The sequence below is a fragment of the Limnohabitans sp. 2KL-17 genome (assembly GCF_003063415.1).
In the GTDB taxonomy this organism is placed as follows: domain Bacteria; phylum Pseudomonadota; class Gammaproteobacteria; order Burkholderiales; family Burkholderiaceae_C; genus Limnohabitans_A.
Genome location: NZ_NESK01000003.1, coordinates 92,568 through 117,634, shown reverse-complemented (window position 1 = coordinate 117,634; position 25,067 = coordinate 92,568). Strand labels below are relative to the sequence as shown.

Here is a 25,067-nt window from a genome sequence, read left to right as displayed (position 1 = left end):
TGGGGGCGTTTTTCAGCCCGCCAAAAGGACTCTGATCGGCGCAGGCAAGCCCATATCAGGCCAGGCGTCTGCATCAACCCATTGGCCCTCGCAATGGGGTGAATATTGACTTTCTCCGGTCATTTGCACAGGATGCAGATGAAGATCTCTGTGCGTCAGCACGTGCTTCCACGGCTTGATGTACTGAGGATCTTGCCCAGCCACCCAGGCAGCGAGCAAATCATCTTCTGAATCAAACACCGGCAAGCTGAACAAGCCCGCCCAGATGCCCTTGTCGGGCCGCTTTTGCAACCACACCTGGCCTTGGGTGTTGACCGCCCACAGCAACCACAAGATGGCGCTGCTGCGTTTGAGTTTTCGTGTCTTGACGGGGTAGGCCAGGGGCTCACCCTGCTGCTTGGCCTGGCACATGTCGCTCACAGGGCAAACACCACACTGCACCTTGCGCGGCAAACACACCGTGGCACCCAAGTCCATCAGGGCCTGGGTGTAGCGCGGCATATCAGCCGCCTGCTCAGGCAAGAGTTCTTGCGCCAAAGTCCACAATGCGCGCTCGTTTTTGGACGCGGCCAAGTCTTGGCCATAGCCCAAGACCCGGGTCAGCACGCGCTTTACATTGCCGTCCAGAATGGCTGCGCGCTCGTGGAAACAAAATGCGGCAATCGCTGCAGCGGTCGAGCGGCCAATGCCAGGCAAGGTTTGCAGGTCTTCGGCGCGAAGGGGAAATGCGCCACCAAAACGGCTCATCACCTCTTGTGCGCACTTGTGCAAGTTGCGAGCGCGGCTGTAATAACCCAAGCCACTCCACAAAGCCAGCACATCGTCTTGGGGTGCGGCGGCCAAAGTGGTCACATCGGGAAAACGGCCCAAAAACCGGGGGAAGTAATCGAGCACCGTTGTCACTTGGGTCTGCTGCAACATGATCTCGGACAGCCAGACGCGGTAAGGGTCCTGGGTGTTTTGCCAAGGCAGGCTTTGGCGCCCGTGCTGGCGTTGCCAGTCGACCATGCGGCGGGAAAATCCTTCAGGCAAAGAGATCAGGGCTTCTGGCATTGGGGGCAATAAAAAGTGGTGCGCTGGCCTTGCAGCATTGAGCGGATCGGGGTAGCGCACACACGGCATGGCTCGCCCGCTCGACCATACACGGCCGCCTCCAGTTGGAAGTAGCCTGTGCGGCCTTCAGCACTGACGAAATCTTTCAACGAACTGCCCCCCTGCTCCACCGCACGGGTCAAGACCTTGATGATGGCCGCGTGCAACCTGGCCACGCGGGGCCTGGACAAACGCGAGGCCTTGGTGGTCGGGCGGATGCCCGCCATGAACAAGGCTTCCGATGCGTAAATGTTGCCGACCCCCACCACCACGTCTCCCGCCAGTAAAACCTGCTTGATGGCAGACTGCCGCTTTTTCAAGGCATCAGCAAAGGCGGCGACCTCAAATTGGCCATTCAGGGGCTCCACGCCCAACCGCCCCAGCAACTTTTGCGCTTGAGGCGAATCCTCTGAGGGCGCCCAGACCACCGCACCAAAACGACGCGGGTCGTGCAAGCGCAGAACGCCACGGTCGGTCACCAGATCCATGTGGTCATGGGGACCGGGCTCGGCTTGTGTAGACGCAAAATTCAGGCTGCCCGACATGCCCAGATGCACCAGCAAAAGACCCTGATCCAGATCAAGCAGGAGGTACTTGCCCCGTCGCCGCACGCCAAAAACCTGCCGCCCCACCAAACTTTGGGGCAACACACCCAAAGGCCAGCGCAAGGGCTTGCCCATGTGCAGGGCCAAAATTTTGGCCGAGGCGATGCGGTCAGCAAAGCTGCGGCGGGTGACTTCAACTTCCGGGAGTTCGGGCATGCATTGATCCGGCGCTCAAGATGGCCATTCGCCTCTGACGCACTTGTTAAAAAGGTGGCTGGATTATGATGGTGACCATGAAATTCTGGTTTCGACTTGCCGTCTTGTCCTCGTGCGTCATCGGTGCTTGGGCGCAGCCTGTAACCATCAAAGCCGAGGACCCACCCAAACAATCAGCCATGGACGCTGTTTTGTTCTACCAAATATTGCTGGGTGAATTGAGCGCACGCCAAGGCTCTTTAGGCAGCGGTTTTTCGATCATGCTCGATGCCGCCCGCAAAACCCGAGATCCAGCCTTGTTCCAGCGTGCCGTTGATATGGCATTGCAAGCCCGTTCAGGGGAAGCCGCGTTGCAAGCTGCACAAACCTGGAAGAGGGAAATTCCATCATCCATGGAAGCCAGCCGCTACGTGCTTCAGATCTTGCTGGCACTGAACCGCATCGAAGAAGCCGGCAAAGCCCTGGCGATTTCCATCAACGAACTGCCTGCAGACGATCAGTCGGGCGCCATTGCTTTTGTGCCGCGCTTGTTCGGCATGGTGAACGACAAGGCATTGGCTTCTGAAGTGATTGAAAAAGCCCTTGCTCAAGCACTGACCAAAGCCCAAACGTCCGCGACTGCCTGGACGACTGTGGGACGCATGCGCCGTGATGCAGGTCAAATCACAAAGGCTGTTGACGCATCCCTCAAAGGCCATGCTGCAGACCCCAAAGCCACTGGCCCGCTGGTGCTGGCAATGAGCCTGATGGTCAGCGCCAACAGCAGTCTCAAACCCATGGTGGAGGCTGCCATGAAAACCGATGTCGAGCCTGAACTGCGTTTGGGTTATGCCAGGACCTTGGTTTCACTGCAACTTCATGCGGAAGCGATTGCACAGTTGGTCCTGCTCAATGCAAAACACCCTGAATTCGCCGAAGGCTGGTTGATCCATGGCTTGGTGCTGCAAGAAAAAGACCAGCTGCCCGAAGCCGAGAAACGACTTGAGCAATACGTGCTTCTGGTGACCCCTCTCAAAACGCCAGATCACCAGGCTGGCTTGGCTGAAGCCTTGATGTCACTGGCACAAATCGCACAAAAACAGGGGCAACTGGAGCGCGCCAACCAATGGCTGAACAAGATGCCTGCGGGCGCAGACCCCATCAAATTGGCCAGCCGCCAAGCCGACCTGCTGACCCAGCAAGGCCGCCTGGACGAAGCACGCAGGGTGCTGGCACAGGTCAAACCAAACAACGCTGAACAAGCGCATCGCAAAGTCCTGATCCAATCACAATGGCTGCGGGAACACCGTGAAGCCCAGGCCGCCTACACGCTGGTCAAAGCGGCCCTGGACAAGAAGCCGCAAGACACCGAATTGCTTTCCGAGTTATCCCTCGTTTGTGAAAAGCTCGAGCGCTTCGAAGAGATGGAAACGCTGCTGCGCCAACTCATGACCCTGGCCCCTCAGGAAGCGCACGCGTTTAACGCCTTGGGTTACTCCCTGGCAGACCGGAACATCCGCCTGGACGAGGCTCACCAGTTGATCGAAAAAGCTGTCCAGCTGTCCCCACGGGACGCCTACATCCAGGACAGCCTGGGTTGGGTGAAATTCCGCCAAGGCAAGCTCCAGGAAGCGCTTGCCATTTTGCAGGCCGCCTTCAAATCCAAACCCGATGCCGAAATCGCGGCCCATCTGGGCGAAGTTCTTTGGGCCACCGGCCAAACACGCGAAGCTGGGAAAATCTGGCGCGAAGGCCTGATGCTCAAGGCCGACAACGCCACTCTGGCCGAAACCCTCAAACGCTTCAACTTCAAGCCATGACATCTCGTGCGGCGCGACGTCGCGTCTGGCTGAGTCTTTGCAGCTTGGGCATGCTCACCCTGGCAGGCTGTGCCACCCCCCGGTCCAAATCCGCCAGTGCTGCTGCTTTTTGGTCTGGCCGCCTGGCCCTGCAGTTAAACAGCACACCACCCCAGAACTGGAGCGCCAGCTTTGAACTGCAAGGCTCTGCCGAACAAGGTGAAATGACCTTGCTCAGCCCCATCGGCACCACTCTGGCTCGCCTGAGCTGGACACCGCAAGAAGCGTTGCTCGAACAGGGGCAAGAAAAAATCAAAAGCCGCAACCTGCGAAGCTTGAGTCAACACCTCACGGGAACAGACCTGCCGATACCCGCCTTGTTTGCCTGGCTGGCAGGTCAAGCAGCCGATGCGCCAGGTTGGCAAGTGGACTTGTCTGCGCATCCTGAAGGTCGCATGACGGCCCGCCGAAGCTCCCCGTCACCAGAAGCCGTTTTGCGAATACTGATCGACCGCTGACACAGTGCCATGGTTGGTTGGCGATAATCCAGGTCATGAAATCGCTGCACGACGTGCCCGCCCCGGCCAAACTCAACCTGTTTTTGCACATCACAGGCCAACGCGCCGACGGCTACCACCTGATTCAATCGGTGTTCATGCTGATCGATTGGTGTGACACCCTTCACTTCGAAAAACGCCCGAAAAACAGCGTTAGCCGAGAAGATTTGACAGTCAAGCTGCCTGCAGTCGACCTGATCACCCGCGCCGCCAAACTGCTGCAACAGCACACAGGCTGTACGCAAGGCGTGCACATCGCCGTCGACAAACAGATCCCTGCCCAGGCGGGCATGGGTGGCGGATCGTCCGATGCGGCCACGTGCCTGCTGGCGCTCAACCAACTCTGGGATTTGAAACTGCGTCTACCAGAGCTCGAAAAAATTGGTTTGCAGCTGGGTGCCGATGTGCCTTTCTTTCTGCGCGGACAAAACGCGTGGGTGGAAGGCATAGGCGAACAAATCAGTCCTCTCACCCTGCCCCCGGCTCAGTTTTGGGTCATCAAACCTTCCTCCGGCATCGAAACCCCTCCGATTTTTGCGCATCCAGACCTTCAACGGGCCACAAAGCCTGTTACAATGTCGGACTTCGCTGCAGCGCCGTATGACTTCGGTCACAACGATTTGCAACCCATCGCTCAAGCGATGTGCCAAGATGTTTCCAAAGCACTTGAACTGCTTTCCAACACTGGCATGTATGGCAAGATGACGGGTTCTGGAAGTGCAGTGTTTGCGCATTGCACAACAGGTATGAAGCCAAATTCGGTCCCAGACCATTGGCAATTACGCAAATGCAGCAACTTGGAAGTTCATCCCTTACAAGGTTGGGCATCCAGCGATAGTTGATCGGTCGATCACTGTTTCAGTGGTCGTCCCGTGTAGGGGAGTCGCCAAGTTGGTTAAGGCACTGGATTTTGATTCCAGCATGCGAAGGTTCGAGTCCTTCTTCCCCTGCCAAATACGTTCTATCGTACTGGCCCTTTTTTCTGATCGCTGGAATGCACATGCAGCCTGCTTCACTCCCGCCCGAGTTCATGTTGTTCACCGGCAATGCCAACCCTGTGCTGGCGGCCGAAATCGCGAAAAATCTGGGTACCCAGCTTGGTGCTGTTGACGTTGGCCGTTTTTCTGACGGTGAAGTCACCGTCGAGTTAAAGCAAAACGTCCGCGCCCGCGAAGTCTTTGTCGTCCAGTCCACCTGTGCGCCGACGAACGAAAACCTGATGGAACTGCTGATCATGGTCGACGCGCTCAAACGCGCATCTGCTGGCCGGATCAGCGCCGTCATCCCGTATTTCGGGTACGCCCGACAGGACCGTCGCCCTCGCTCAACCCGTGTGCCCATTTCTGCCAAAGTGGTGGCCAACATGCTGCAAGCCGTCGGCGTTGACCGAGTCCTGACCATGGATTTGCATGCTGACCAGATTCAGGGCTTCTTTGACATTCCGGTCGACAACATCTATGCCTCACCGGTTTTGCTGGGCGACCTGCGCCAACAAAACTACGATGACCTGATTGTGGTGTCGCCCGATGTAGGTGGCGTGGTTCGTGCTCGCGCCCTGGCCAAACAACTCGGTTGCGACCTGGCCATCATCGACAAGCGCCGTCCCAAAGCCAACGTGAGCGAAGTCATGCACGTGATCGGCGAAATCGATGGCCGCAATTGTGTGATCATGGACGACATGATCGACACAGCCGGCACCCTGGTCAAAGCCGCTGAAGTGCTTAAAGAGCGCGGCGCGAAAAAAGTCTACGCTTATTGCACGCACCCGATTTTTTCAGGTCCTGCCATCGATCGCATTGCCAAAGGCGAGGCCCTGGATGAAGTCGTGGTCACCAACACCATACCGCTGACGGCAGAAGCCATGGCGTGTTCAAAAATTCGCCAACTCTCCGTGGCTCCGCTGATCGCTGAAACGATCAACCGGATCGCCCATGGCGAGTCGGTGATGAGCCTGTTTTCCGATCAAGCCTGATCGGAAGAAAGGCCACCAGTGGCCAGCCAATCCCAACGGATGGCTGGCTTTTTTGAGTCAGGGTTGCACTGGTCGCGGTGAACCCTAGTAGGAGAAATGTATGAAATTCATCGCTTTTGAGCGTTCCAAGCAAGGTACGGGTGCGAGCCGCCGTCTGCGCAATTCTGGCCGCACCCCCGGCATCGTCTATGGTGCAGGCGTAGCCGCCCAAAGCATCGAGCTTGACCACAACGCTTTGTGGCATGCCCTGAAAAAAGAAGCTTTCCATGCCACCATCCTAGAGATGGAATTCAATGGCCAATCCAGCCAAGTGCTGTTGCGTGACTACCAGATGCACCCCTACAAGCAATTGGTGCAACACATCGACTTCCAGCGCGTGGATGCCAACACCACTTTGCACATGAAAGTGCCATTGCACTACAGCGGTGAAGAAGAGTCCGAAGCGGTCAAGACCGACAAGTGCCTGATCAACCATGTTGTGACAGAGATCGAAGTGGCTTGCTTGCCTGCCAACTTGCCTGAGTTCATCAAGGTGAGCTTGACGGGTCTGACCAAGGGCGTGTCTTTGCACCTGAACGACATCACCCTGCCCGCTGGCTGCAAGCCAGTGACGCACGGCAAGAAAAACCCGGTCCTCGTGGCTGTTGTGGCCCCCGTGGAAGAAGTGGTGGCAGCCCCAGTGGTCGCTGCACCCGCAGACGCCAAAGGCAAGGGCAAAGGCAAGAAATAATCTGCTTGCTTGTGGGGCTGAGAAAGCCTCGCTTCAAAAGGCCCGCTGTGCGGGCCTTTTGCTTTGGCGCACGGGCATTCATATGCTTGGGCGAGCCGCGCAAGGATAATCACGCTCCATGATCAAACTCTTAGTCGGCCTGGGCAATCCGGGCAACGAATACGAAGACACCCGCCATAACGCCGGTTTCTGGTGGATTGATGCGGTGGCCCGTGAACTCAAGGTGTCGTTGGTCCCCGAGCGCAGCTACCACGGCCTCATGGCCCGCACCACGTTCAATGGGCAAACCGTGTGGCTGCTCAAGCCTCAGACCTACATGAACCTGTCTGGCAAGTCGGTCAGTGCTCTGGCGCGGTTTTTCAAAATTCAGCCCCAGGAAATTTTGGTGGCCCATGACGAACTCGACATTGCACCGGGCGAAGCCAAACTGAAAGTAGGCGGAAGCCATGCAGGGCACAACGGTCTGCGTGACATCCATGCACAGTTGGGCACGGCTGACTATTGGCGGCTGCGCATAGGCGTGGGGCACCCGGGCGACAAGGCTGAAGTGGTCAGCTGGGTTTTAAAAAAACCGATGCTGGAACACCGCCAAGCCATTGATGACAGCATTCACCGCGCCGTGAAGGCCTTGCCCCTGCTTTTGGCAGGCGACATGGAGAAGGCCATGGCACAGATCCACACCAGCAAGCCACCAAGACCCAAACCGCCACGACCTGCCGAGCAGATTTCAAAGCCAAATACTCCGTCAGATTGATCTGGGTCTGGCTACAAGGAAAAATCGGGAATGCCTCAAGGCAGCATAAACCTGAGACCAAGTCCTATGCACCGGCTCACAGCCCTTGCAATCGCCGGTATTTGACCCACAGCGACTCCTGGCCTTCTACGTGCTCCGGGTTGATGGGAATACAGGCCACGGGGCACACCTGCACACACTGCGGCTCGTCAAAATGACCGACGCACTCGGTGCATTTGGAAGGATCGATCTCATAGATCTCTTCGCCCAGATAAATAGCCTGATTCGGGCACTCGGGCTCGCACACATCACAGTTGATGCACTCATCGGTGATCATCAGTGCCATGTCTTGGACTCCGCGAAGGTCAGCATCGTTTTCATGTGCAAATTATCGACCACAAGGATCATCCCGAAGAAGCGCAGGGCTGTTCGTGCTGTCGGGTCTTTGCTTGCCCAGCATCAAGTTTTGGCAGCATGCGCCTAAAATGCCCTTGAGGAAATCACCATGAACGCTGACCTGCACTGCCATTCTGTTGTCTCTGACGGCACCCTCACCCCTGAAGCCTTGGCCGAACGCGCCAAAGCCAATGGCGTTGAACTGTGGGCACTGACCGACCATGACGAAGTGAGCGGACAAGACCGCGCCCTTGCAGCGGCACGCGCTCACGGTCTGCCCTACCTCACGGGCACCGAGATCTCGGTCACCTTTGCCCATCAGACCGTGCACATCGTCGGCTTGGGCTTTGACGCGCACAACACGCAATTGACCGATGGTTTGCGCCGCACCCGAAGTGGCCGCAGCGAACGCGCCCAGGAAATGGCAGATGGCCTGGCCAAAGTCGGCATCTTGCACAGCTACGAAGGCGCACTGAAATACGTGGGCAACCCCGAATTGATTTCGCGCACTCACTTTGCCCGCTTCCTCGTCGACTCGGGCGTGTGCAGTGACACCTCCGAGGTGTTTCGAAAATACCTGACCGAAGGCAAACCCGGCTATGTGCCCCACCGCTGGGCACGCCTGCAAGAAGCCGTGCAATGGATCACCGAAGCAGGCGGAATCGCCGTCATTGCCCATCCCGCGCGATATGGCTTCAGTCCCAATGAAGAATATGCACTCTTCAGTGAATTCAAGGCACACGGGGGTCGGGGGGTGGAAGTCGTCACCGGCAGCCATTCGTCGCAAGATGCCATTCGTTACGCAGAAACCGCCCTCGAATTTGACCTGGTGGCCTCTCGGGGCAGTGACTTTCACAGCCCCGATGAGAGCCGCATAGACCTGGGCACTTTGCCCTTGTTGCCGGGCCAATTGACCCCGGTTTGGGAACTGCTGGCCGACCGCGTGCAGTGAGTAAAACGAGCGCCCAAACGCTGCATGGCATCGGCTTTGCCATCCTGGCCATCGCCTGCTTTGCCACGCTGGACACCACCACAAGGCATGTCAGCATGGGCATGTCCGTGCTGCTGGCACTCTGGTTTCGCTATGCCATTCAAGCCGCCATCACCACCGCCGTGATTTGGCCCGGGCGAGGCCGCAAAATTCTGCGCACCCAACACCCCCGCTTTCAATTGGCCCGAGGGCTGCTGCTGTTTGCCTGCAGCATCCTGGCTTTTTTGAGCCTCAAGTACATGCCGGTGGGTGAATTCACCGCCATCGCCCTTTTGGCGCCACTGGTCATCACCTTGCTGTCGGCCTGGATACTCAAGGAAAAAATCCGCAAGCTGCGATGGCTGCTGGTAGCGGGGGGGTTTGTGGGCACGATGGTCATCATCCGGCCGGGCAGCCAGCACTTCGACTGGACCGTGATTTTGCCGCTCATGCTGGTGGCCACCAATTCGGGCTTTCAGCTCCTGACCAGCAAAATGGCCAAAACCGAAGACCCCTTGACCATGCACCTGTACACCGGCTGGATCGGTACCTTCATGTCCACACTGATCCTGCCCTTTGTCTGGGAAATGCCCACCAACTGGATCGTCTGGCTGCAGCTGTTCCTGATGGGCCTGATGGGAACCATCGGCCATTTCTTTTTGATCCTGGCCTACGGCCGAGCCCCGGCTGCCACACTCACCCCTTACATGTATACCCAAATCGGTTTTGGCGTGTTGGGCGGCTGGCTTGTTTTCGACCACCTGCCAGACCAGTGGACCTTTGTGGGCATGGGGCTGGTGGCACTGTGTGGTGCCTTGGGGGCCTGGCTCACCGTGCGAGAAACCCGCCTCACCATCATGCCACCTGAATCCTGAAGGCAAGACCCCATGGCCCAGTTCTTCACTGTTCACCCCGACAACCCGCAAGCCCGACTGCTCAAGCAGGCCGTGCAACTGCTCAACCAAGGCCAGATCTTGGCTGTGCCTACCGATTCCAGCTATGCACTCGTTTGCCACTTGGACGACAAAAACGCTGCCGACCAATTGCGCCGGGTGCGAGGCGTGGACGACAAGCACCACCTGAGCTTGCTGTGCCGCGACCTGAGCGAACTGGCCAACTACGCCAAGGTGAACAACCAGCAATTTCGGGCCATCAAGCAAGCCACGCCAGGGCCATTCACCTTCATTTTGGAAGCCACCAAAGAAGTCCCCCGCCGAGTGAGCCACCCGCAGCGCAAAACCATTGGCTTGCGTGTGCCTGATCACAAAGTGCTGCAAGAGTTGCTGGCCTTGCACGGCGCCCCTTTGCTCGCATCCACACTCATCATGCCCGGCGAATCACTTCCGCTCAACGACCCCGAGGAAATTCGCGAACGCCTGGAGCACCAACTTGGTGCCGTGATCGATGCAGGCGCCTGCTCGCTGGCGCCAACGACCGTGGTTGACATGAGTGGAGAGTCACCGCAGGTACTGCGTTACGGCCAAGGCAAGCCTGCCCTGCTGGGACTCTGATGACCTGCCACGCTGTCTGAGACAATCGAGGGGTGAACATCTCTGATCTCATTCAAACCGTTCTGATTTATGCCCTGCCTGTGATCTTTGCAATCACTTTGCACGAGGCCGCCCACGCTTATGCCGCACAGCGGCTTGGAGACCCCACGGCTGCCATGCTGGGGCGAGTAACGCTAAACCCCCTGACGCACATTGATCCGGTAGGAACCATTTTGCTGCCCTTGCTGTTGTACTTCAGTACCAGCGGGGCCTTTTTGTTTGGTTATGCCAAACCCGTGCCAGTGCGCTTTGACCAGCTTCGACACCCCAAGCGAGACATGGTGTGGGTAGCGCTGGCCGGGCCAGGCGCCAATCTGCTTCAAGCATTGCTGTGGGGCGTGCTGCTGTATCTGCTGGCGGGCAGCGGCGTCACACAGCGCTTTTTTGTCGAAATGTGCAAAGCTGGCATGCTGACCAACGTGGTCATGTTTGCATTCAATTTATTCCCGCTGCCGCCGCTCGATGGCGGTCGCATTCTGGTGGGCCTTTTGCCATGGCGGCAGGCGGTGTTGGTCTCACGCATAGAGCCTTTCGGGTTTTATATCGTCATGGCCCTGGTCATCACAGGTGTCATCAGCAGCCTTTGGATGCAACCCCTCATGAGCGTGACCTTTGACCTGATCAAACTGGCCCTCAGCCCTTTGTCTTTTTTGCTTCGTTGAATCCTTCCGAACTCATGACCTCCAAGCCTCGCACCCGCGTCCTCACCGGCATCACCACCACTGGCACACCCCACCTGGGCAACTATGTGGGGGCTATCCGCCCCACGGTACAAGCCAGCCGCGACAGCCAGACCGATGGCTTTTACTTCTTGGCTGACTACCACGCCCTGATCAAATGCGATGAACCCGCCCGGATTCAACGCTCCACGCTGGAGATCGCGGCAAGCTGGATCGCCTCAGGCCTTGATCCGGAAAAAGTCACCTTTTATCGCCAATCCGACATCCCGGAGATTCCTGAACTCACCTGGCTTTTGACCTGCGTGACTGGAAAAGGCTTGCTCAACCGCGCCCACGCCTACAAAGCCACCGTCGACAAAAACAATGCAGCAGGCCATGACCCCGACAGCGACGTGACGGCCGGTCTTTTCATGTACCCGGTGCTCATGGGAGCAGACATTTTGATGTTCAAGGCGCACAAAGTGCCCGTCGGTCGCGACCAGATCCAACACATCGAAATGGCACGCGACATGGCGTCCAGCTTCAACCATTTGTATGGTGCGCATTTTGTACTGCCCGAGGCCGTGATCGAAGAATCCGTGGCCCTTTTGCCAGGCCTGGATGGGCGCAAGATGAGCAAAAGCTACGACAACACCATCCCGCTGTTTGCCCCCTCTGCAACGCTTAAAAAGCAGATTGCAGGCATCGTGACCGACTCCAAACTTCCAGGCGAGCCCAAGGCCACAGAAGGCTCCGCGCTTTTTCAGATCTACCAAGCATTTGCCAACGACCAGGAAACAGCCGATTTCGCTCGGGCCTACGCTGAAGGCATCGGTTGGGGAGATGCCAAGCAAATGCTGTTTGAGCGCATTGATCGCGAAGTCGGCCCAATGCGCGAGCCATACGAGGCCTTGATCAACAATCCAGCAAAGTTGGACAAGATATTGTTGTCTGGTGCCGATAAAGCACGCCAACTGGCCACCCCTTTCATGCGCGAATTGCGCCATGCCGTAGGTTTGCGCTCGCTGTCATTTGGCGCCACCACCGAAGCACCCAAAGCGCTCAAAACGGCTGCGCCAAGCTTCAAGCAATACCGGGAAAAAGATGGTCAGTTTTACTTCAAGCTGGTCGATGCACAAGGCCAGTTGATACTGCAAAGCACGGGCTTTGCCTCACCCAAAGAAGCAGGCCAAACCATTGCCCGTCTACAGACCGAAGGCATCGACAGCCTGTCCGATATGGGTGCATCATTGCAAGCACTGTCGCCTGAGAAAAAATTGCGCTTGGCCCAAGCCCTGTCGGAAATTGCACACTCACAAAAAACAACTCAATAATTTTTTTGGTTTTGGCGTTTAATATTGCTGAAACCAACAAATAAGTGTATCCTTAATCCTTTAGCTTACTACCGAGACCAATATGACTGTGTATGTCATCGATGACCACCCCTTGATGCGCGATGCGCTGACCATGCTCGTTCACCGTGTGCGCCCGGGACTCAAAATCATCCCGATTCACAAACTGAATGTGGTGGAATCCACCGTTGAAAAGAACGGTACGCCTGAGCTTTTCTGCCTTGATTTGCAATTGCCGGACACCCTGGGCATGTCGGGTGTTCAGGTGTTGAAAGCCAAATACCCGGATGTGCCGCTGGCCGTAGTGACCAGCGCCAGCGCCAGTGAATTTGAGGCACGCTGTCTCGAAGCTGGGGCCAATGCATTCATCGAAAAATCAAACAGTCCGACTGAAATCATTGCAGCGCTGCGTACTCTGTTGGTTTCCGAAGAAGATGCTGCGGCCGAAGACGCCGCCAGCACTGCAGGCCCGACCAAATTGTCCAAGCGCCAAAAGCAATTGATTTTGATGCTGGACCAGGGTTTGTCCAACCGTGAAATCGCCGAAAAACTGGACATCAGCGAGCACACCGTCAAGGTTCACTTCTGGCGCCTGTTCCGCCGTCTGGGCGTCAACAGCCGAACACAAGCTCTGCACTTTGCACGCACCAACGGCTGGCTGGGTATTTGAGTCAACGGCACGCCAAGTGCCTGTCACGTTTTGAAAAACCGGCGCTCACGTGCCGGTTTTTCTTTGTGCCAAAGGCACAAATTGATCGCCCCTTGGTCACCCTCAAGCCAGCTTGAAGCGATGCGGCTCAATCCTTTTTTTTGTTGACCAGATCGGGCGTGACCGCATCCAGCACGTTCACTGTGGTCTTGACCCCATAGACCACCGCCGAGCCCGCAGCATCGGCAATGGCAAGGACCGTGCAGCCAGGCAAGCAGGCCACCAGCACAACGACAGAACAGGAACACAACAGAAACTTCATGGCCGCCCTTTGACTCTGTTGAAAATCATCCAGCTTGGAGCAAGAACCACTGGTGACAAAAAAATCCCGCATCAACTTGCGAAAAGCTCCCAAGCATGAATTGGGGCGACATTGTCAAGGAATGTCGTGGTTTGATGAGTGAAGTCCAACTTTTTAGTTTGACTTGGAATGTATCTTCAAGGAAAAAAGAAAAAACCCTAAGTAAATCAATCACTTAGGGTTTTTATTTGGCGGAGGAGGAGGGATTCGAACCCTCGGTAGTGTTGCCACTACGCCTGATTTCGAGTCAGGTACATTCGACCACTCTGCCACCCCTCCTGGGTTTCGTCGAAGAATGGATTCTAACAGAGCCCCCTCAAGGTTTCTTGACCCGTCATTCTCCGCATTGCACGGCGACATGGTCACTGAGCACTGCAGCGCAGCAGGCCAATCTGGTGCTCAACAGCAATGCCAAAACTCAGCGCGCATGAAGTTCAAAATACCCTGTTCAGCTTCGATCGGAATTCACACGCTCAACAGTTTCAAACCGCCCATATAAGGACGCAACACGTCCGGTATGGTGACCGAGCCGTCCGCATTCTGATAATTTTCGAGCACCGCCACCAGCGCACGGCCCACAGCCAATCCCGAGCCATTGAGCGTATGCACCAGCTCGTTTTTACCTTGCGCGTTCTTGAAGCGCGCTTGCAGGCGACGGGCCTGAAAAGCCTCGCAGTTGGAGACCGAACTGATCTCTCGGTACGTGTTTTGTGCGGGCACCCAAACCTCCAGGTCATAGGTCTTGCTTGCACCAAAACCCATGTCACCGGTGCACAGGCTCATGACACGGTAGGGCAAGCCCAGCTTTTGCAAGATGGCCTCGGCATGGCCGGTCATGGCCTCCAGCGCTTCGTAACTTTGATCAGGGTGCACGATCTGCACCATCTCCACCTTGTCGAACTGGTGCTGGCGTATCAGGCCACGCACATCGCGCCCGCCGCTGCCTGCTTCAGACCGGAAACAAGGTGTGTGCGCCGTCAGCTTGATCGGCAAATCATTTTCAGCAAGCACCTCGTCGCGCACCAAATTGGTCAGAGTAACTTCAGAGGTGGGGATCAGGTAAAGGGCTTGGTTTTCTTCACCTTCCTGCCCGCCCTTGTTGACCGCAAAAAGATCGGCTTCGAACTTGGGCAACTGGCCCGTACCACGGAGGGTATCGGCGTTCACAATGTAAGGCGTGTAGCACTCGGTGTACCCATGCTCATGGGTCTGCACATCCAGCATGAACTGGGCCAAAGCACGGTGCAAACGGGCCATCGGACCCCGCATGAACGTGAAACGTGAACCGGTCAGCTTGGTGCCGGTTTCAAAATCCAAACCCAGCTTTTGACCGATGTCCACATGGTCCTTGATGTCGAAGTCAAAGCTTGGGACGGTGCCCCAGCGACGCACTTCGACGTTGCCGCTTTCGTCAGACCCTAGCGGCACTGACTCATGCGGCAAATTCGGCACTGCCAGCAGCAAGTTTTGTAATTCAGACTGGATGACCTCCAGACGCTGGGCCGAAGTATCCAGCTCGGCCTTGATGACCCCTACTTGCGCCATGACCGCGTCGGCATCGGCGTGTTGGCCTTTGCCCTTGAGCATGCCAATTTGCTTGGACAAATTATTCCGCTGACTCTGCAGTTCTTCGGTGCGGGTTTGCAGGGTTTTTCGCTCACCCTCCAAACCTCGGAAAGCCTCAACATTCAGGAACGCCTGGGGGGATTTACGGGTCTGCAAACGCGCCACGGCGGCGTCCAGATCTTTGCGGAGAAGAACAATATCAAGCATGTCAGTATTGTAGTGACCCCGAACAGCCAAGATGCAAGCTGAAGCTGGGCAGCCAGAAGGCCATGGGCCTGGCCGTTGACAAAGGTCCCAATGCCACCCAAAAAAATCAGCGCCTTAAACCTTTGGGCAGAGGGAACTTGATGGTTTCCTGAATACCGTCCAATGTACGCACTGACACAACCCCCAAGCCACGCAGACGCTGGATCACATCCTGAACCAGTACATCCGGAGCAGAGGCCCCTGCAGTGAGGCCCACTTTTTGAGCACCTTCAAACCAAGCAGGGTTCAGGTCATCTGCACTGTCCACCATGTAAGCCGGCTTTCCCATGCGATCGGCCAACTCGCGCAAACGGGTGCTGTTGGAGCTCGTCGGGCTACCCACCACAATCACCACATCCACCTGCGGACTCATCAACTTGACAGCATCTTGCCGATTTTGGGTGGCATAACAAATGTCTTGCTGCTTGGGTTCTCGCACCTGCGGAAAGCGCTCTTTGATCGCAGCCATGATGCCAGCTGCATCGTCCACGCTCAAAGTAGTCTGCGTCACCACACCCAGCAGCACTGTCTGGGCGGGCTGCACTTTGGCCACGTCGTGAATGTCTTCCACCAGATGGATGCCGCTGTCGAGTTGGCCCATGGTGCCCTCCACCTCGGGGTGGCCCTTGTGGCCGATCATGATGAACTCATAGCCCTCTTTGTGCAACTTGGCCAATTCGACATGCACCTTGGAGACCAAGGGGCAGGTTGCATCAAATATGCGAAAACCGCGCGCCTTGGCTTCGTCATGCGTTGCCCGGCTGACGCCATGGGCACTGAAAATCAGTGTCGCCCCCGGTGGGACGTCTGACAATTCTTCGATGAAAATCGCACCCTTTTCCTTGAGGTCATTGACGACATAGGTGTTGTGCACGATTTCATGGCGCACATAAATAGGTTTGCCATACTTGGCCAGCGCGTGTTCCACGATTTCAATCGCGCGGTCCACGCCGGCGCAAAAGCCTCGGGGTTCGGCCAATAGCACTTCAGACGTCATCACAGCACTCCAATCAATTCAATTTCAAAAGTCACAGGTTGGCCGGCCAGCGGGTGGTTGAAGTCAAACAACACTGCGCCCTCGCTGTTCACTTGCAACACCGTGCCTGCGTAAGCACCTAGGCCATCGGGCGTGGGGAATTGCACCACATCACCCGCAGCATATTTTTCCATCGGATCACCCAACTCATTGAGGAGCTTGCGCGCCACCCATTGCTGCATGTCCGGATTGTGGTCGCCAAAGGCCTCGCCTGCAGGAATCTCCATGACCAGACTTGCGCCCTCAGCCATGCCCAGCAAACGCTGCTCCAGGGCAGGGGTCAAGGTGCCAGAGCCCAGCGACAGGGTGGCCGGTTTATCGTTGAACGTGTTGATGATGTCGCCTTGCGGGCCCGCCAGACGGTAGTGGAGTGTCAAAAAAGAGCCAGGTTCAACAATGGACATAAGGGTTTACTGGAATGCCGCAAATGCGGCCAAACAGGCATAAAGAAGGCACTATTGTAAAAAGCCCGGCCAACCCGCTCCGCAAAAGGGGCAAACAGGACCGAAGGCTGCTCCGGGGAGGGGCATCAAATGAGCATGAAGGACTTGCCTGCCGACGCGCGCCCGCGCGAAAAATTACTAGCTAGAGGCCCCCAAGCACTGAGCGATATCGAGTTGCTGGCCATCTTGCTGCGCACGGGCATGGCGGGCAAAAACGTCTTCCAGTTGTCTGAGGAATTACTGGCTCCAGGGGGCATCGCAGGGCTTTTGCAAGCTACCGTTGCATCGCTGCGATTGGTCAAAGGCCTGGGACCCGCCAAGCAAGCCGAACTGCTGGCCGTGTTCGAAGTGGCCCGCAGGGCTCTGAGCCAACGCCTGAAAGAACGCGAGGCCTTCCACACGCCTGACGCCGTCAAGCATTACCTGCAATTGCAACTGGCCCACAAAAACCATGAGGTCTTTGCCGTGCTGTTTTTAGACAACCAAAACCGGATGTTGGCCATGGAAGAGCTCTTCAGGGGCACTCTCAGCCAAACCAGCGTCTACCCCCGGGAAGTTGTCATGCGCGCCCTGCACCACCAAGCTGCGGCTGTGGTGCTCTCGCACAACCACCCCAGCGGATCGGTACAACCGAGCCGCGCCGATGAGCACCTGACCCAGACCTTGAAAGCCTCGCTGGCACTGGTCGATGTGCGCGTGCTGGACCACATCATCGTGGGGCAAGGGCAGGCTTTTTCCATGGCTGAGCAGGGCTTGATGTAAGGGTGCGCATTGGCGCACAGCGGCCTTCATGGCCACATTGGCCCCTAACCGCAGCCAATTTGCGCCCGACCGCAGAAGCGCAACCGCTAAACTCCTGACCTTTGATCATCCATAACGGCCATGTCTCATTACCACCTCTACGCCATCGGCAACGCCCTGGTCGATACCGAATACGAAGTTTCTGATGCCCTGCTGAACACCATGGGTGTGAGCAAGCGGCACATGACGCTGATCGACACCCCGCAACGCGCAGAACTGCTCACCCATGTGCAAGGCCTGCATGCCCGCCGAACCGGCGGCGGCTCTGCCGGCAACACCGTGGTGGCCCTGGCCCAGTTGGGTGGTAAAGCGTTTTACTCTTGCCGAGTGGCCGATGACGAACTGGGTGCGTTCTATACGCAAGACCTGCAGGCCAACGATGTCGCCACCAACCTGACCCACACCCGACCCACCGAAGGCCAGACTGGCAGCTGCATGGTGCTGGTCACGCCAGATGCCGAACGAAGCATGTGCACCTTTCTGGGCGCCACCTCGCAACTCGACAGCAAGGCCCTGCACCCGCAAGACATCGCCAAATCCAAGATTTATTACATGGAAGGCTATCTGGCCGCATCGCCAAGTGGGCTGGAAGCCGCAGTTCAGGGCCGCCGGATCGCTCAAGAGCATCAGGTGGCCACCGCCCTGACTCTCAGCGATGTCAGCATGATCAATTTCTGCAAGGCGGGTCTCGATGCCATGGTGGGTGATGGCCTCGACTATTTGTTTGCCAACGAGGAGGAAGCTCAAACCTGGTGCGGCACCACCGACCTGGACACCATCATCGGCCAACTGTCTGTCTTGGCCAAAACCGTGTGCCTGACCCGCGGCCCCAAAGGCTGCATCGTCATTCAAGGCCAAAGCCGAACCGATGTGCCTGCCGTACCCACCAAAGCCGTTGACACCAACGGCGCCGGCGACATGTTTGCAGGCACCTTCTTGTACGCCATCACCCACGACCGCACGCCAATCGAAGCAGCCGCGCTGGCCAACCGAACAGCCGCAGCAGTGGTGAGCCAGCACGGCAACCGCTTGACGGCCGCTCAAATGGACAAGCTTCACACCGAATTTAAAAACGCTTGAAGAACATGGCCATGCCAGAGGCGCACGATCAAACCCTGCAGACACCTCACAAAAACTCGACATTCCATCCAACGATATGAAAAAAATTCTCCTTTTGGGATCCGGTGAACTGGGGAAAGAATTCGTCATCAGTGTCAAGCGTCTGGGATGTCACGTGATCGCCTGCGACAGCTATGCAGGCGCACCCGCCATGCAGGTGGCAGACGAATACTGCGTCTTCAGCATGCTCGACGAAACGTCCCTAAGAGCCGCCATTGCCAAATACCAGCCAGACTTGATCGTCCCCGAGATCGAAGCCATCCGTACCGAAGTGTTGCTGGAGGTGGAAAAAGAAGGCTTTGAAGTGATCCCCAGCGCCCGCGCCGCCAACCTGACCATGAACCGTGACCGCATCCGCGATGTGGCCGTGGGGCTGGGTGTTCGCACCGCCAAATTCAGCTACGCCGACTCAGCCGCTGATTTGTTGGCCAAAGCCACAGAAATCGGCTTTCCGGTTGTTATCAAGCCGGTGATGAGTTCATCGGGCAAAGGCCAAAGCGTGGCCAAAACACCTGCCGACATCCAGCACTGCTGGGAATTCGCCTGTGCGGGCATGCGCGGCGACCGGCAGAAAGTCATTGTCGAAGAGTTCATCCACTTCGAGTTTGAGATCACCCTGCTCACCGTGCGCCAGCGCAAAGGCCCCACACTGTTTTGCGAGCCCATCGGCCACGTTCAGGAACGTGGTGACTACCAATACAGCTGGCAGCCGCAAGCCATGGCGCCTAACTATCTGCAGGCGGCGCAAGACATGGCCGAAAAAGTCACCACCGATTTGGGTGGCGCGGGCCTGTTTGGGGTGGAGTTTTTCGTCACAAAAGACGAGGTTATTTTCAGCGAATTGAGCCCTCGCCCACACGACACCGGCATGGTCACTCTGGTCAGCCAGAGTCTGAGTGAGTTTGATTTGCACGCCCGCGCCATTTTGGGTCTGCCCATTCCGCAGATCGACTGCGTGGAAGGCGCCAGCGCCGTGGTGCTGGCTGACAAGGAAGGCACCAATCCGCAATTCACGGGTGTACCAGCGGCTTTGTCGGAGCCGGGTGTGGACGTTCGCATCTTTGGCAAACCCAGCACGCGGCCTTACCGCCGCATGGCCGTGGCTTTGGCCAAAGGGCCCAACGCATTGCAACGTGCCAGGGATGCGGCGGGCAAGATCAAGGTGGTTTGAGACACAGCCTGTGGACGTCTGATCCTTTGGCTGCTTTGGGGGCGCCTCAATCGATCCCGGCACCCCATCGGTCATCCCATGCACGCGCAATGAGCCTCCGATCGCGCTTGGTGGGCCGGCCCTGCTCAATGCTGAGGGCGGGCTCCCGCGCCAAGCGGTGCATCTCGGCGGCTTTTTGGCGCGCCTGGATACTTTCAGGGGTTTCTTCGTAAAGCAACTGAGCGGCCGTTGCCGGACCCCGCACCCCGCTCAGGCCCTGCACCAGCACCGTGCGCTCGACCGCGCCTTGCCTTAAGCGCACCGTATCGCCCTCTTTGACCTCACGCGAGGCTTTGGCATCCAAGCCGTTGACCTGCACGCGATTTTTGTCAATTTCATCGCTGGCAATGCTGCGGGTCTTGAAGAAACGTGCAGCCCATAGCCATTTGTCGATACGTTGGGCATTCATCCTGGTTTCTCCATCAGCCGCATCAAAGCAACTGGCCTTGCAGGCTCAAGCCGTCTCGCACATGCGGGTAGCGCAGCCGTATCTTCAACTCTTGCTTCATGCGGGTGTTGTCCAGCCGTCGAGACTCGTTCATGAAGCTCAGCAGCATCAAGGGCAACGCCACATTGGCATCGCTGCGCGCCATGCGGGGCGGCTTGGGCAAGCCGTACAAGCCGGCTGCCAAATCAAAGTAATCACCCATTTTCAGGTCGGTGTCGTCTGTCACGTTCACCACGCGCTGCGGCTTGCCACGCCACAAGGCGGCAGCACAAGCCCGCGCCAGATCGTTCGCGTGGATGTGGTTGGTGTACACATCTTCTTTAGAGACCAGCACTGGCGTGCCTTTGAGCAAGCGTTCACGAGGGGTGCCGCCTTCCCGATCGGGTGCATAGATGCCGGGGATGCGCAGCACACTGACCCGCACGCCACTGCGCCCCAAAAATCGCATCAGCTTTTCAGCATCGACCCGGCGTTGCGCGCGGGGCGTGTGCGGTTTCACGGGCCACGTTTCATCGACACGCTGGCCAGCGCAATCGCCATAGACACCCGTAGTGGATCCGTACACCACCACTTGCGGTGGTGTGCGCAAACGCAAAACACGCACCAAGGCCAAACTGCGCGGATCCCTGTCGGACTGTCCACGCCTCTCGCTCGGGGGTGGGGCCAAGTGGATGACCCGGTGGGCGATGCCCGCTAGGCGCTTCAAACTGGCCGCATCGTCCAGATTGCCTTGCAAAGGGGTGATACCGCAAGCCCGCAACAAACGCACGCGTTCGGGGGAAGATGTCAGCGCCAGCAGGCGCACCCTCTGCCTTTTTGGCGCGCCCAACTGACCGGCTGTGCGCAAGCCCACATCGCCACAGCCCACGATCAGGACACGCTGGCGGCGAAAGCGGGCGGGCAAGGCGCCCAAGGGGTTTTGGTTTGAAGGCAAAATCAGAGGTTCCGGGTCGAATTCACACCCTCAAGGATACCCAAAAGATGAGCTTTCAAATTTCCGTGCTGCCCAGTGGCCGCAACTTCACAGCCGATGACAACGAAACCTTGCTGGCGGCAGGCATTCGCCAGGGCATTGGTCTGCCTTATGGCTGCAAGGATGGCGCCTGCGGTTCGTGCAAATGCAAAAAAATATCAGGCACCGTGGTGCATGGCCCGCACCAGGCCAAAGCATTAAGTGACGAAGAGGAAGCCCAAGGTCTGGTGCTGACCTGCTGCGCCAAGGCCCAGAGCGATGTGGTTCTGGAATCGCGCCAGGTCACTGCAGAAGGTGGTCTGCCCGTCAAGAAAATGCCGGTGCGCGTGGTCAGCCTCGAGAAAAAATCACACGATGTGGTCGTGATGACACTGCAACTGCCCGCCAACGACGTGATGAAGTTCCACGCCGGTCAGTACATCGAGTTCTTGCTGCGTGACGGCTCGCGCCGCAGTTACAGCATGGCCAATGCGCCCCATACCCTGGAAGTGGCGCCACCCACCGTGGAACTGCACATCCGTCACATGCCCGGCGGCAAGTTCACCGACCCGGTCTTCACCACCATGAAGAAAAAGGACATCCTGCGTGCCGAAGGCCCTTACGGCAGTTTTTACCTGCGAGAAGACAGCGACAAGCCGATCGTCTTGCTGGCCTCGGGCACAGGTTTTGCGCCCATCAAGGCACTCATCGAGCACATGCAGCACCGTGGTATCACCCGATCCGCCACGCTGTATTGGGGGGGGCGTCGCCCTGATGACCTCTACATGGCCGAATGGGTGCAAGCCCGGTTGGCCGAAATGCCCAACCTGCGCTACGTGCCCGTGATCTCGAACGCCGAAGTTGAAGACCACTGGACGGGCCGCACCGGCTTTGTTCACCAGGCCGTTTTGCAAGACACCCCTGATCTGTCAGGCTACCAGGTGTATGCCTGCGGTGCGCCCATCGTAGTGGACTCGGCCAAGCGCGACTATGTGGCGCAAGGCGGTCTGCCCGAGGAAGAGTTTTATGCCGACTCGTTCACCTCCGAGGCCGACAAAGCCCAAGTCTGATCGTGACGCCCTTGGCCTTCACTGAAGTGACCGCTCTCCCCCTTTTGCACGGAGTACATCCATGAATTTATTCACCCGCCGCCAGTTTGGCGCTGCATCGCTGGCACTCAGCGCCCCGGCCTGAGCGCAGGGCAAGCCGATCCGCATCATCGTGCCCTATGCGCCAGGCGGGCCCATCGACGTCACAGCAAGGGCTCTGGCAGAGCGTGTGAAGGACAGCCTGGGAACCGTGATCATTGAAAACCGTCCTGGCGCTGGCGGCAATCTGGGCGCCGACTTGGTGGCCAAATCAATCCCTGACGGGTTGACCCTGGGCATTGCGGCCACGGCCACGCACGCGATCAACCCTTGGCTTTTCGCCAAAATGCCCTACGACGCCAGCCGTGACTTTGCCCCCATCACCCAAATGCTGCGCGTACCCAATGTGCTGGTGATGAACGCCGAAACCGCACAGGGCCTGAAGATCAACACCCTGGCCGATCTGGTGGCATATGCCAAAGCCAACCCGGCCAAGCTGAACTTTGGCTCAGGCGGCAACGGAAGCGCGGGCCATCTGGCCGGCGAAATGTTCAAACGCGCAGCGGGCATTTTTGCGGTGCACATCCCCTACAACGGGGGCAACCCTGCGCAACTGGCCTTGCTGTCGGGTCAGGTCGACTTCAACTTCGACAACTTGGCCACTGCCGCAGCCAACATCAAGGCAGGCCGCCTCAAGGCGCTGGCGGTCACCACCGCCAAACGAAGCAATGCCCTGCCCGACATCCCGAGCATGAGCGAGACACTGAAAGATTTCGAAATCGACACTTGGTGGGGTTTGGTGGCGCCCGCTGCCACACCACGCGACGTGGTGGATCGACTGAACAAGGCCTTTGTTACAGCACTGCAAGCGCCAGAAACGCAGGCCCGATTTGCCATGCTGTTGGCTGAACCCGTGGGCAACACGCCAGAGCAGTTTGGCGGTTTCATGAAAAAAGAGCTGGCGCGCTACGAGGCGGTGGTGAAAGCCAGTGGCGCAAGGGTGGACTAAGAAACAAGATTTTTCTGCGCCCATCTTGTTGCACAAAAAAGCCCGGCATGCCGGGCTTTTTTTGGGGCTTGCAAAGGGTGCTTACTCACCCAGATAAGCCGCTCGCACCTTGGGGTCTTCGAGCATGTCCTTGCCCACGCCGGTCATGGTGATCAGCCCAGAATCCATCACATAGCCACGGTCGGCAATGGCCAGAGCACGGCTGGCGTTTTGCTCCACCAATAGCACCGTCACGCCTTGTGCGTAGACATCACGCACCACCTCGAATATTTTGTCGACCATGATGGGCGACAAGCCCATGGAGGGTTCATCCAACAGCAGCACCTTGGGGCGGCTCATCAGGGCGCGGCCCATGGCCAGCATTTGCTGCTCACCACCGGACATGGTGCCTGCCAACTGGTCCTTGCGTTCACGCAAACGCGGAAAGATGGTGAACATCTTCTCGATGTCGTCGGCAATCTCTGCGGTGTCTGAACGGATGTAAGCACCCATCTGCAGGTTTTCGGTGATGGTCATACGCGTGAACACACCACGGCCTTCCGGCACCATGGCCAGTCCTTGTTTGACCAAGTCCCAGGGGCCTTGGCCTTTGATGCTTTTGCCCATGTACTCGATATCACCCGCTTGCAGTGGCAAAGTGCCGGTGATGGCTTTCATGGTGGTGGTTTTGCCAGCACCGTTGGAGCCGATCAGCGACACCAGTTCGCCTTCGCGCACTTCAAGGCTCACGCCCTTGACTGCCTGGATGCCGCCGTAACCAACTTGCAGGTCTTTGACTTTCAGAAGAATGTTGGCCATCTCAGTGTCCTCCCGTGCCCAGATAGGCTTCAATGACTTTTTCGTTCTTCTGCACATCGGCAGGCGTGCCTTCGGCAATTTGCTTGCCGTAGTCGAGCACAGTCACACGGTCACACAAACCCATGACCAGCTTCACATCGTGCTCGATCAGCAAGATGGTCCGGTTGTCCTTGCGAATCTGGTCGATCAGTTCGCGCAATTGCACCTTCTCGGTCGCATTCATGCCGGCAGCAGGCTCGTCCAGGGCGATCAGTTGCGGGTCAGTGGCCAGTGCGCGGGCTATTTCCAAACGGCGCTGATCACCATAAGACAAGGTGCGGGCTTTGTAGTCGGCGTACTTGCCAATGCCTACATAGTCGAGCAGCTCTTGCGCACGCTGGGCGATCGCGGCTTCTTCGGCCTTGAAACTCGGTGTGCGAAAAATCGCGCCCAGCAAACCCGAGTGGGTGCGCACATGTCGGCCCACCATCACGTTTTCGAGAGCCGTCATTTCGGCGAAAAGCCGGATGTTCTGGAAAGTGCGGGCAATGCCCGCTTTGGCCACTTCGTGCACGGCCGTGGGCTGGTAAGGCTTGCCTGCCAACTCAAAGCTGCCGCTATCGGGTGTGTACAGCCCGGTGATCACGTTGAAAAAGGTGGTTTTGCCAGCGCCGTTGGGACCGATCAGGCCATAAACCTGACCGCGCTGGATGGTGATGCCCACATCAGAGAGGGCTTGCAAACCCCCAAATCTTTTGGAGATGCCCGCGACGTGAAGAACAGTGTCTTTGTTGGATGACGGATTCATACTG

General features: G+C 57.6%; 27 protein-coding genes, 2 tRNA genes and 1 pseudogene. 18 read left to right on the top strand and 12 right to left on the bottom strand.

What is annotated here, in order from left to right:
- Nucleotides 1-12: 12 nt before the first annotated feature.
- Complete coding sequence (gene mutY / locus B9Z45_RS02390) at nucleotides 13-1,053, bottom strand: A/G-specific adenine glycosylase (RefSeq protein WP_108405635.1); 1,041 nt, start codon at nucleotides 1,051-1,053, stop codon at nucleotides 13-15.
- The gene (gene mutM, locus B9Z45_RS02385) at nucleotides 1,038-1,853 is read right to left on the bottom strand and encodes a bifunctional DNA-formamidopyrimidine glycosylase/DNA-(apurinic or apyrimidinic site) lyase (protein ID WP_108405634.1); all 816 of its coding nucleotides are present in this window, start codon (nucleotides 1,851-1,853) and stop codon (nucleotides 1,038-1,040) included. The genes mutY and mutM overlap by 16 nt, the downstream gene beginning before the upstream one ends.
- Nucleotides 1,854-1,930: 77 nt before the next feature.
- On the opposite strand from mutM, the gene B9Z45_RS02380 reads away from it, so the two are divergent.
- From B9Z45_RS02380 to pth, 7 genes are all read left to right on the top strand, one after another.
- Entirely contained in the window at nucleotides 1,931-3,652 is a 1,722-nt protein-coding gene (locus tag B9Z45_RS02380) for a tetratricopeptide repeat protein (RefSeq protein WP_233252040.1), read from the top strand.
- Nucleotides 3,649-4,149, top strand: a complete 501-nt coding sequence (locus B9Z45_RS02375; protein WP_108405632.1) for a lipoprotein insertase outer membrane protein LolB — start codon at nucleotides 3,649-3,651, stop codon at nucleotides 4,147-4,149. The genes B9Z45_RS02380 and B9Z45_RS02375 overlap by 4 nt, the downstream gene beginning before the upstream one ends.
- 35 nt (nucleotides 4,150-4,184) lie before the next feature.
- Nucleotides 4,185-5,030: a 4-(cytidine 5'-diphospho)-2-C-methyl-D-erythritol kinase gene (gene ispE, locus B9Z45_RS02370; protein WP_108405631.1), complete on the top strand. Its 846-nt coding sequence runs from the start codon at nucleotides 4,185-4,187 to the stop codon at nucleotides 5,028-5,030.
- A gap of 34 nt (nucleotides 5,031-5,064) precedes the next feature.
- Nucleotides 5,065-5,141, top strand: a tRNA-Gln gene (locus B9Z45_RS02365).
- A gap of 41 nt (nucleotides 5,142-5,182) precedes the next feature.
- Nucleotides 5,183-6,160 (top strand): ribose-phosphate pyrophosphokinase, encoded by a 978-nt coding sequence (locus B9Z45_RS02360; protein WP_370445796.1) that lies wholly within the window; start codon nucleotides 5,183-5,185, stop codon nucleotides 6,158-6,160.
- Between the two features lie 100 nt (nucleotides 6,161-6,260).
- Nucleotides 6,261-6,890: a 50S ribosomal protein L25/general stress protein Ctc gene (locus tag B9Z45_RS02355; protein WP_108405630.1), complete on the top strand. Its 630-nt coding sequence runs from the start codon at nucleotides 6,261-6,263 to the stop codon at nucleotides 6,888-6,890.
- Nucleotides 6,891-7,008: 118 nt separating this feature from the next.
- Complete coding sequence (gene pth, locus B9Z45_RS02350) at nucleotides 7,009-7,644, top strand: aminoacyl-tRNA hydrolase (protein WP_108405629.1); 636 nt, start codon at nucleotides 7,009-7,011, stop codon at nucleotides 7,642-7,644.
- Nucleotides 7,645-7,720: 76 nt separating this feature from the next.
- Here pth and B9Z45_RS02345 read toward each other — a convergent pair whose 3' ends face one another.
- A complete protein-coding gene (locus B9Z45_RS02345) occupies nucleotides 7,721-7,969 on the bottom strand; it encodes a YfhL family 4Fe-4S dicluster ferredoxin (protein WP_108405628.1) in 249 nt (82 codons plus the stop codon).
- 159 nt (nucleotides 7,970-8,128) lie between these two features.
- Between B9Z45_RS02345 and B9Z45_RS02340 the strand changes: the two genes are divergently transcribed.
- The 6 genes from B9Z45_RS02340 to B9Z45_RS02315 all read left to right on the top strand — a co-directional run bounded on the left by B9Z45_RS02340 (nucleotide 8,129) and on the right by B9Z45_RS02315 (nucleotide 13,220).
- On the top strand, nucleotides 8,129-8,971 hold the full coding sequence (locus B9Z45_RS02340) for a 3',5'-nucleoside bisphosphate phosphatase (RefSeq protein WP_108405627.1): 843 nt from the start codon (nucleotides 8,129-8,131) through the stop codon (nucleotides 8,969-8,971).
- A complete protein-coding gene (locus B9Z45_RS02335; protein ID WP_108405626.1) occupies nucleotides 8,968-9,864 on the top strand; it encodes a DMT family transporter in 897 nt (298 codons plus the stop codon). Before B9Z45_RS02340 ends, B9Z45_RS02335 begins: the two co-directional genes overlap by 4 nt.
- Nucleotides 9,865-9,876: 12 nt before the next feature.
- Nucleotides 9,877-10,500, top strand: coding sequence for an L-threonylcarbamoyladenylate synthase (locus B9Z45_RS02330; RefSeq protein ID WP_108405625.1), 624 nt, complete (start codon nucleotides 9,877-9,879; stop codon nucleotides 10,498-10,500).
- 32 nt (nucleotides 10,501-10,532) lie between these two features.
- On the top strand, nucleotides 10,533-11,201 hold the full coding sequence (locus B9Z45_RS02325; protein ID WP_108405624.1) for a site-2 protease family protein: 669 nt from the start codon (nucleotides 10,533-10,535) through the stop codon (nucleotides 11,199-11,201).
- 14 nt (nucleotides 11,202-11,215) lie between these two features.
- The gene (locus B9Z45_RS02320) at nucleotides 11,216-12,532 is read left to right on the top strand and encodes a tryptophan--tRNA ligase (RefSeq protein WP_108405623.1); all 1,317 of its coding nucleotides are present in this window, start codon (nucleotides 11,216-11,218) and stop codon (nucleotides 12,530-12,532) included.
- An 82-nt stretch (nucleotides 12,533-12,614) separates the two neighbouring features.
- Entirely contained in the window at nucleotides 12,615-13,220 is a 606-nt protein-coding gene (locus B9Z45_RS02315) for a response regulator transcription factor (protein ID WP_108405622.1), read from the top strand.
- A gap of 127 nt (nucleotides 13,221-13,347) precedes the next feature.
- Here the strand turns inward: B9Z45_RS02315 and B9Z45_RS17005 are convergent, their stop codons facing one another.
- From B9Z45_RS17005 to B9Z45_RS02290, 5 genes are all read right to left on the bottom strand, one after another.
- A complete protein-coding gene (locus B9Z45_RS17005) occupies nucleotides 13,348-13,521 on the bottom strand; it encodes a hypothetical protein (protein ID WP_158270359.1) in 174 nt (57 codons plus the stop codon).
- Between the two features lie 228 nt (nucleotides 13,522-13,749).
- Nucleotides 13,750-13,839 (bottom strand) — tRNA-Ser (locus B9Z45_RS02305).
- A 186-nt stretch (nucleotides 13,840-14,025) separates the two neighbouring features.
- Nucleotides 14,026-15,333 carry a serine--tRNA ligase gene (gene serS, locus B9Z45_RS02300; protein WP_108405620.1) on the bottom strand — a complete coding sequence of 436 codons (1,308 nt, stop codon included), beginning with the start codon at nucleotides 15,331-15,333 and terminating at the stop codon, nucleotides 14,026-14,028.
- A 106-nt stretch (nucleotides 15,334-15,439) separates the two neighbouring features.
- The gene (ispH, locus tag B9Z45_RS02295; protein ID WP_108405619.1) at nucleotides 15,440-16,369 is read right to left on the bottom strand and encodes a 4-hydroxy-3-methylbut-2-enyl diphosphate reductase; all 930 of its coding nucleotides are present in this window, start codon (nucleotides 16,367-16,369) and stop codon (nucleotides 15,440-15,442) included.
- Nucleotides 16,369-16,812: a peptidylprolyl isomerase gene (locus tag B9Z45_RS02290; protein ID WP_108405618.1), complete on the bottom strand. Its 444-nt coding sequence runs from the start codon at nucleotides 16,810-16,812 to the stop codon at nucleotides 16,369-16,371. Before B9Z45_RS02290 ends, ispH begins: the two co-directional genes overlap by 1 nt.
- Before the next feature lie 129 nt (nucleotides 16,813-16,941).
- Between B9Z45_RS02290 and radC the strand changes: the two genes are divergently transcribed.
- The 3 genes from radC to purT all read left to right on the top strand — a co-directional run bounded on the left by radC (nucleotide 16,942) and on the right by purT (nucleotide 19,942).
- Entirely contained in the window at nucleotides 16,942-17,613 is a 672-nt protein-coding gene (gene radC / locus B9Z45_RS02285) for a DNA repair protein RadC (protein ID WP_108405617.1), read from the top strand.
- Between the two features lie 120 nt (nucleotides 17,614-17,733).
- On the top strand, nucleotides 17,734-18,732 hold the full coding sequence (locus B9Z45_RS02280) for an adenosine kinase (protein ID WP_108405616.1): 999 nt from the start codon (nucleotides 17,734-17,736) through the stop codon (nucleotides 18,730-18,732).
- Between the two features lie 76 nt (nucleotides 18,733-18,808).
- Nucleotides 18,809-19,942: a formate-dependent phosphoribosylglycinamide formyltransferase gene (gene purT, locus B9Z45_RS02275; RefSeq protein WP_108405615.1), complete on the top strand. Its 1,134-nt coding sequence runs from the start codon at nucleotides 18,809-18,811 to the stop codon at nucleotides 19,940-19,942.
- A gap of 46 nt (nucleotides 19,943-19,988) precedes the next feature.
- Here purT and B9Z45_RS02270 read toward each other — a convergent pair whose 3' ends face one another.
- Entirely contained in the window at nucleotides 19,989-20,390 is a 402-nt protein-coding gene (locus tag B9Z45_RS02270) for an RNA-binding S4 domain-containing protein (protein ID WP_108405614.1), read from the bottom strand.
- Between the two features lie 22 nt (nucleotides 20,391-20,412).
- Nucleotides 20,413-21,363 (bottom strand): SDR family oxidoreductase, encoded by a 951-nt coding sequence (locus B9Z45_RS02265; protein ID WP_108405613.1) that lies wholly within the window; start codon nucleotides 21,361-21,363, stop codon nucleotides 20,413-20,415.
- A gap of 47 nt (nucleotides 21,364-21,410) precedes the next feature.
- Between B9Z45_RS02265 and B9Z45_RS02260 the strand changes: the two genes are divergently transcribed.
- On the top strand, nucleotides 21,411-22,451 hold the full coding sequence (locus B9Z45_RS02260) for a CDP-6-deoxy-delta-3,4-glucoseen reductase (protein ID WP_108405612.1): 1,041 nt from the start codon (nucleotides 21,411-21,413) through the stop codon (nucleotides 22,449-22,451).
- A 127-nt stretch (nucleotides 22,452-22,578) separates the two neighbouring features.
- Nucleotides 22,579-23,478 (top strand): annotated as a pseudogene (locus tag B9Z45_RS02255) (tripartite tricarboxylate transporter substrate binding protein); the annotation flags it as partial.
- Nucleotides 23,479-23,559: 81 nt separating this feature from the next.
- Here B9Z45_RS02255 and B9Z45_RS02250 read toward each other — a convergent pair.
- Both B9Z45_RS02250 and B9Z45_RS02245 read right to left on the bottom strand, forming a co-directional pair.
- Nucleotides 23,560-24,276, bottom strand: a complete 717-nt coding sequence (locus B9Z45_RS02250; protein WP_108405611.1) for an ABC transporter ATP-binding protein — start codon at nucleotides 24,274-24,276, stop codon at nucleotides 23,560-23,562.
- A gap of 1 nt (nucleotide 24,277) precedes the next feature.
- A complete protein-coding gene (locus B9Z45_RS02245) occupies nucleotides 24,278-25,063 on the bottom strand; it encodes an ABC transporter ATP-binding protein (protein ID WP_108405610.1) in 786 nt (261 codons plus the stop codon).
- Nucleotides 25,064-25,067 lie beyond the last annotated feature (4 nt).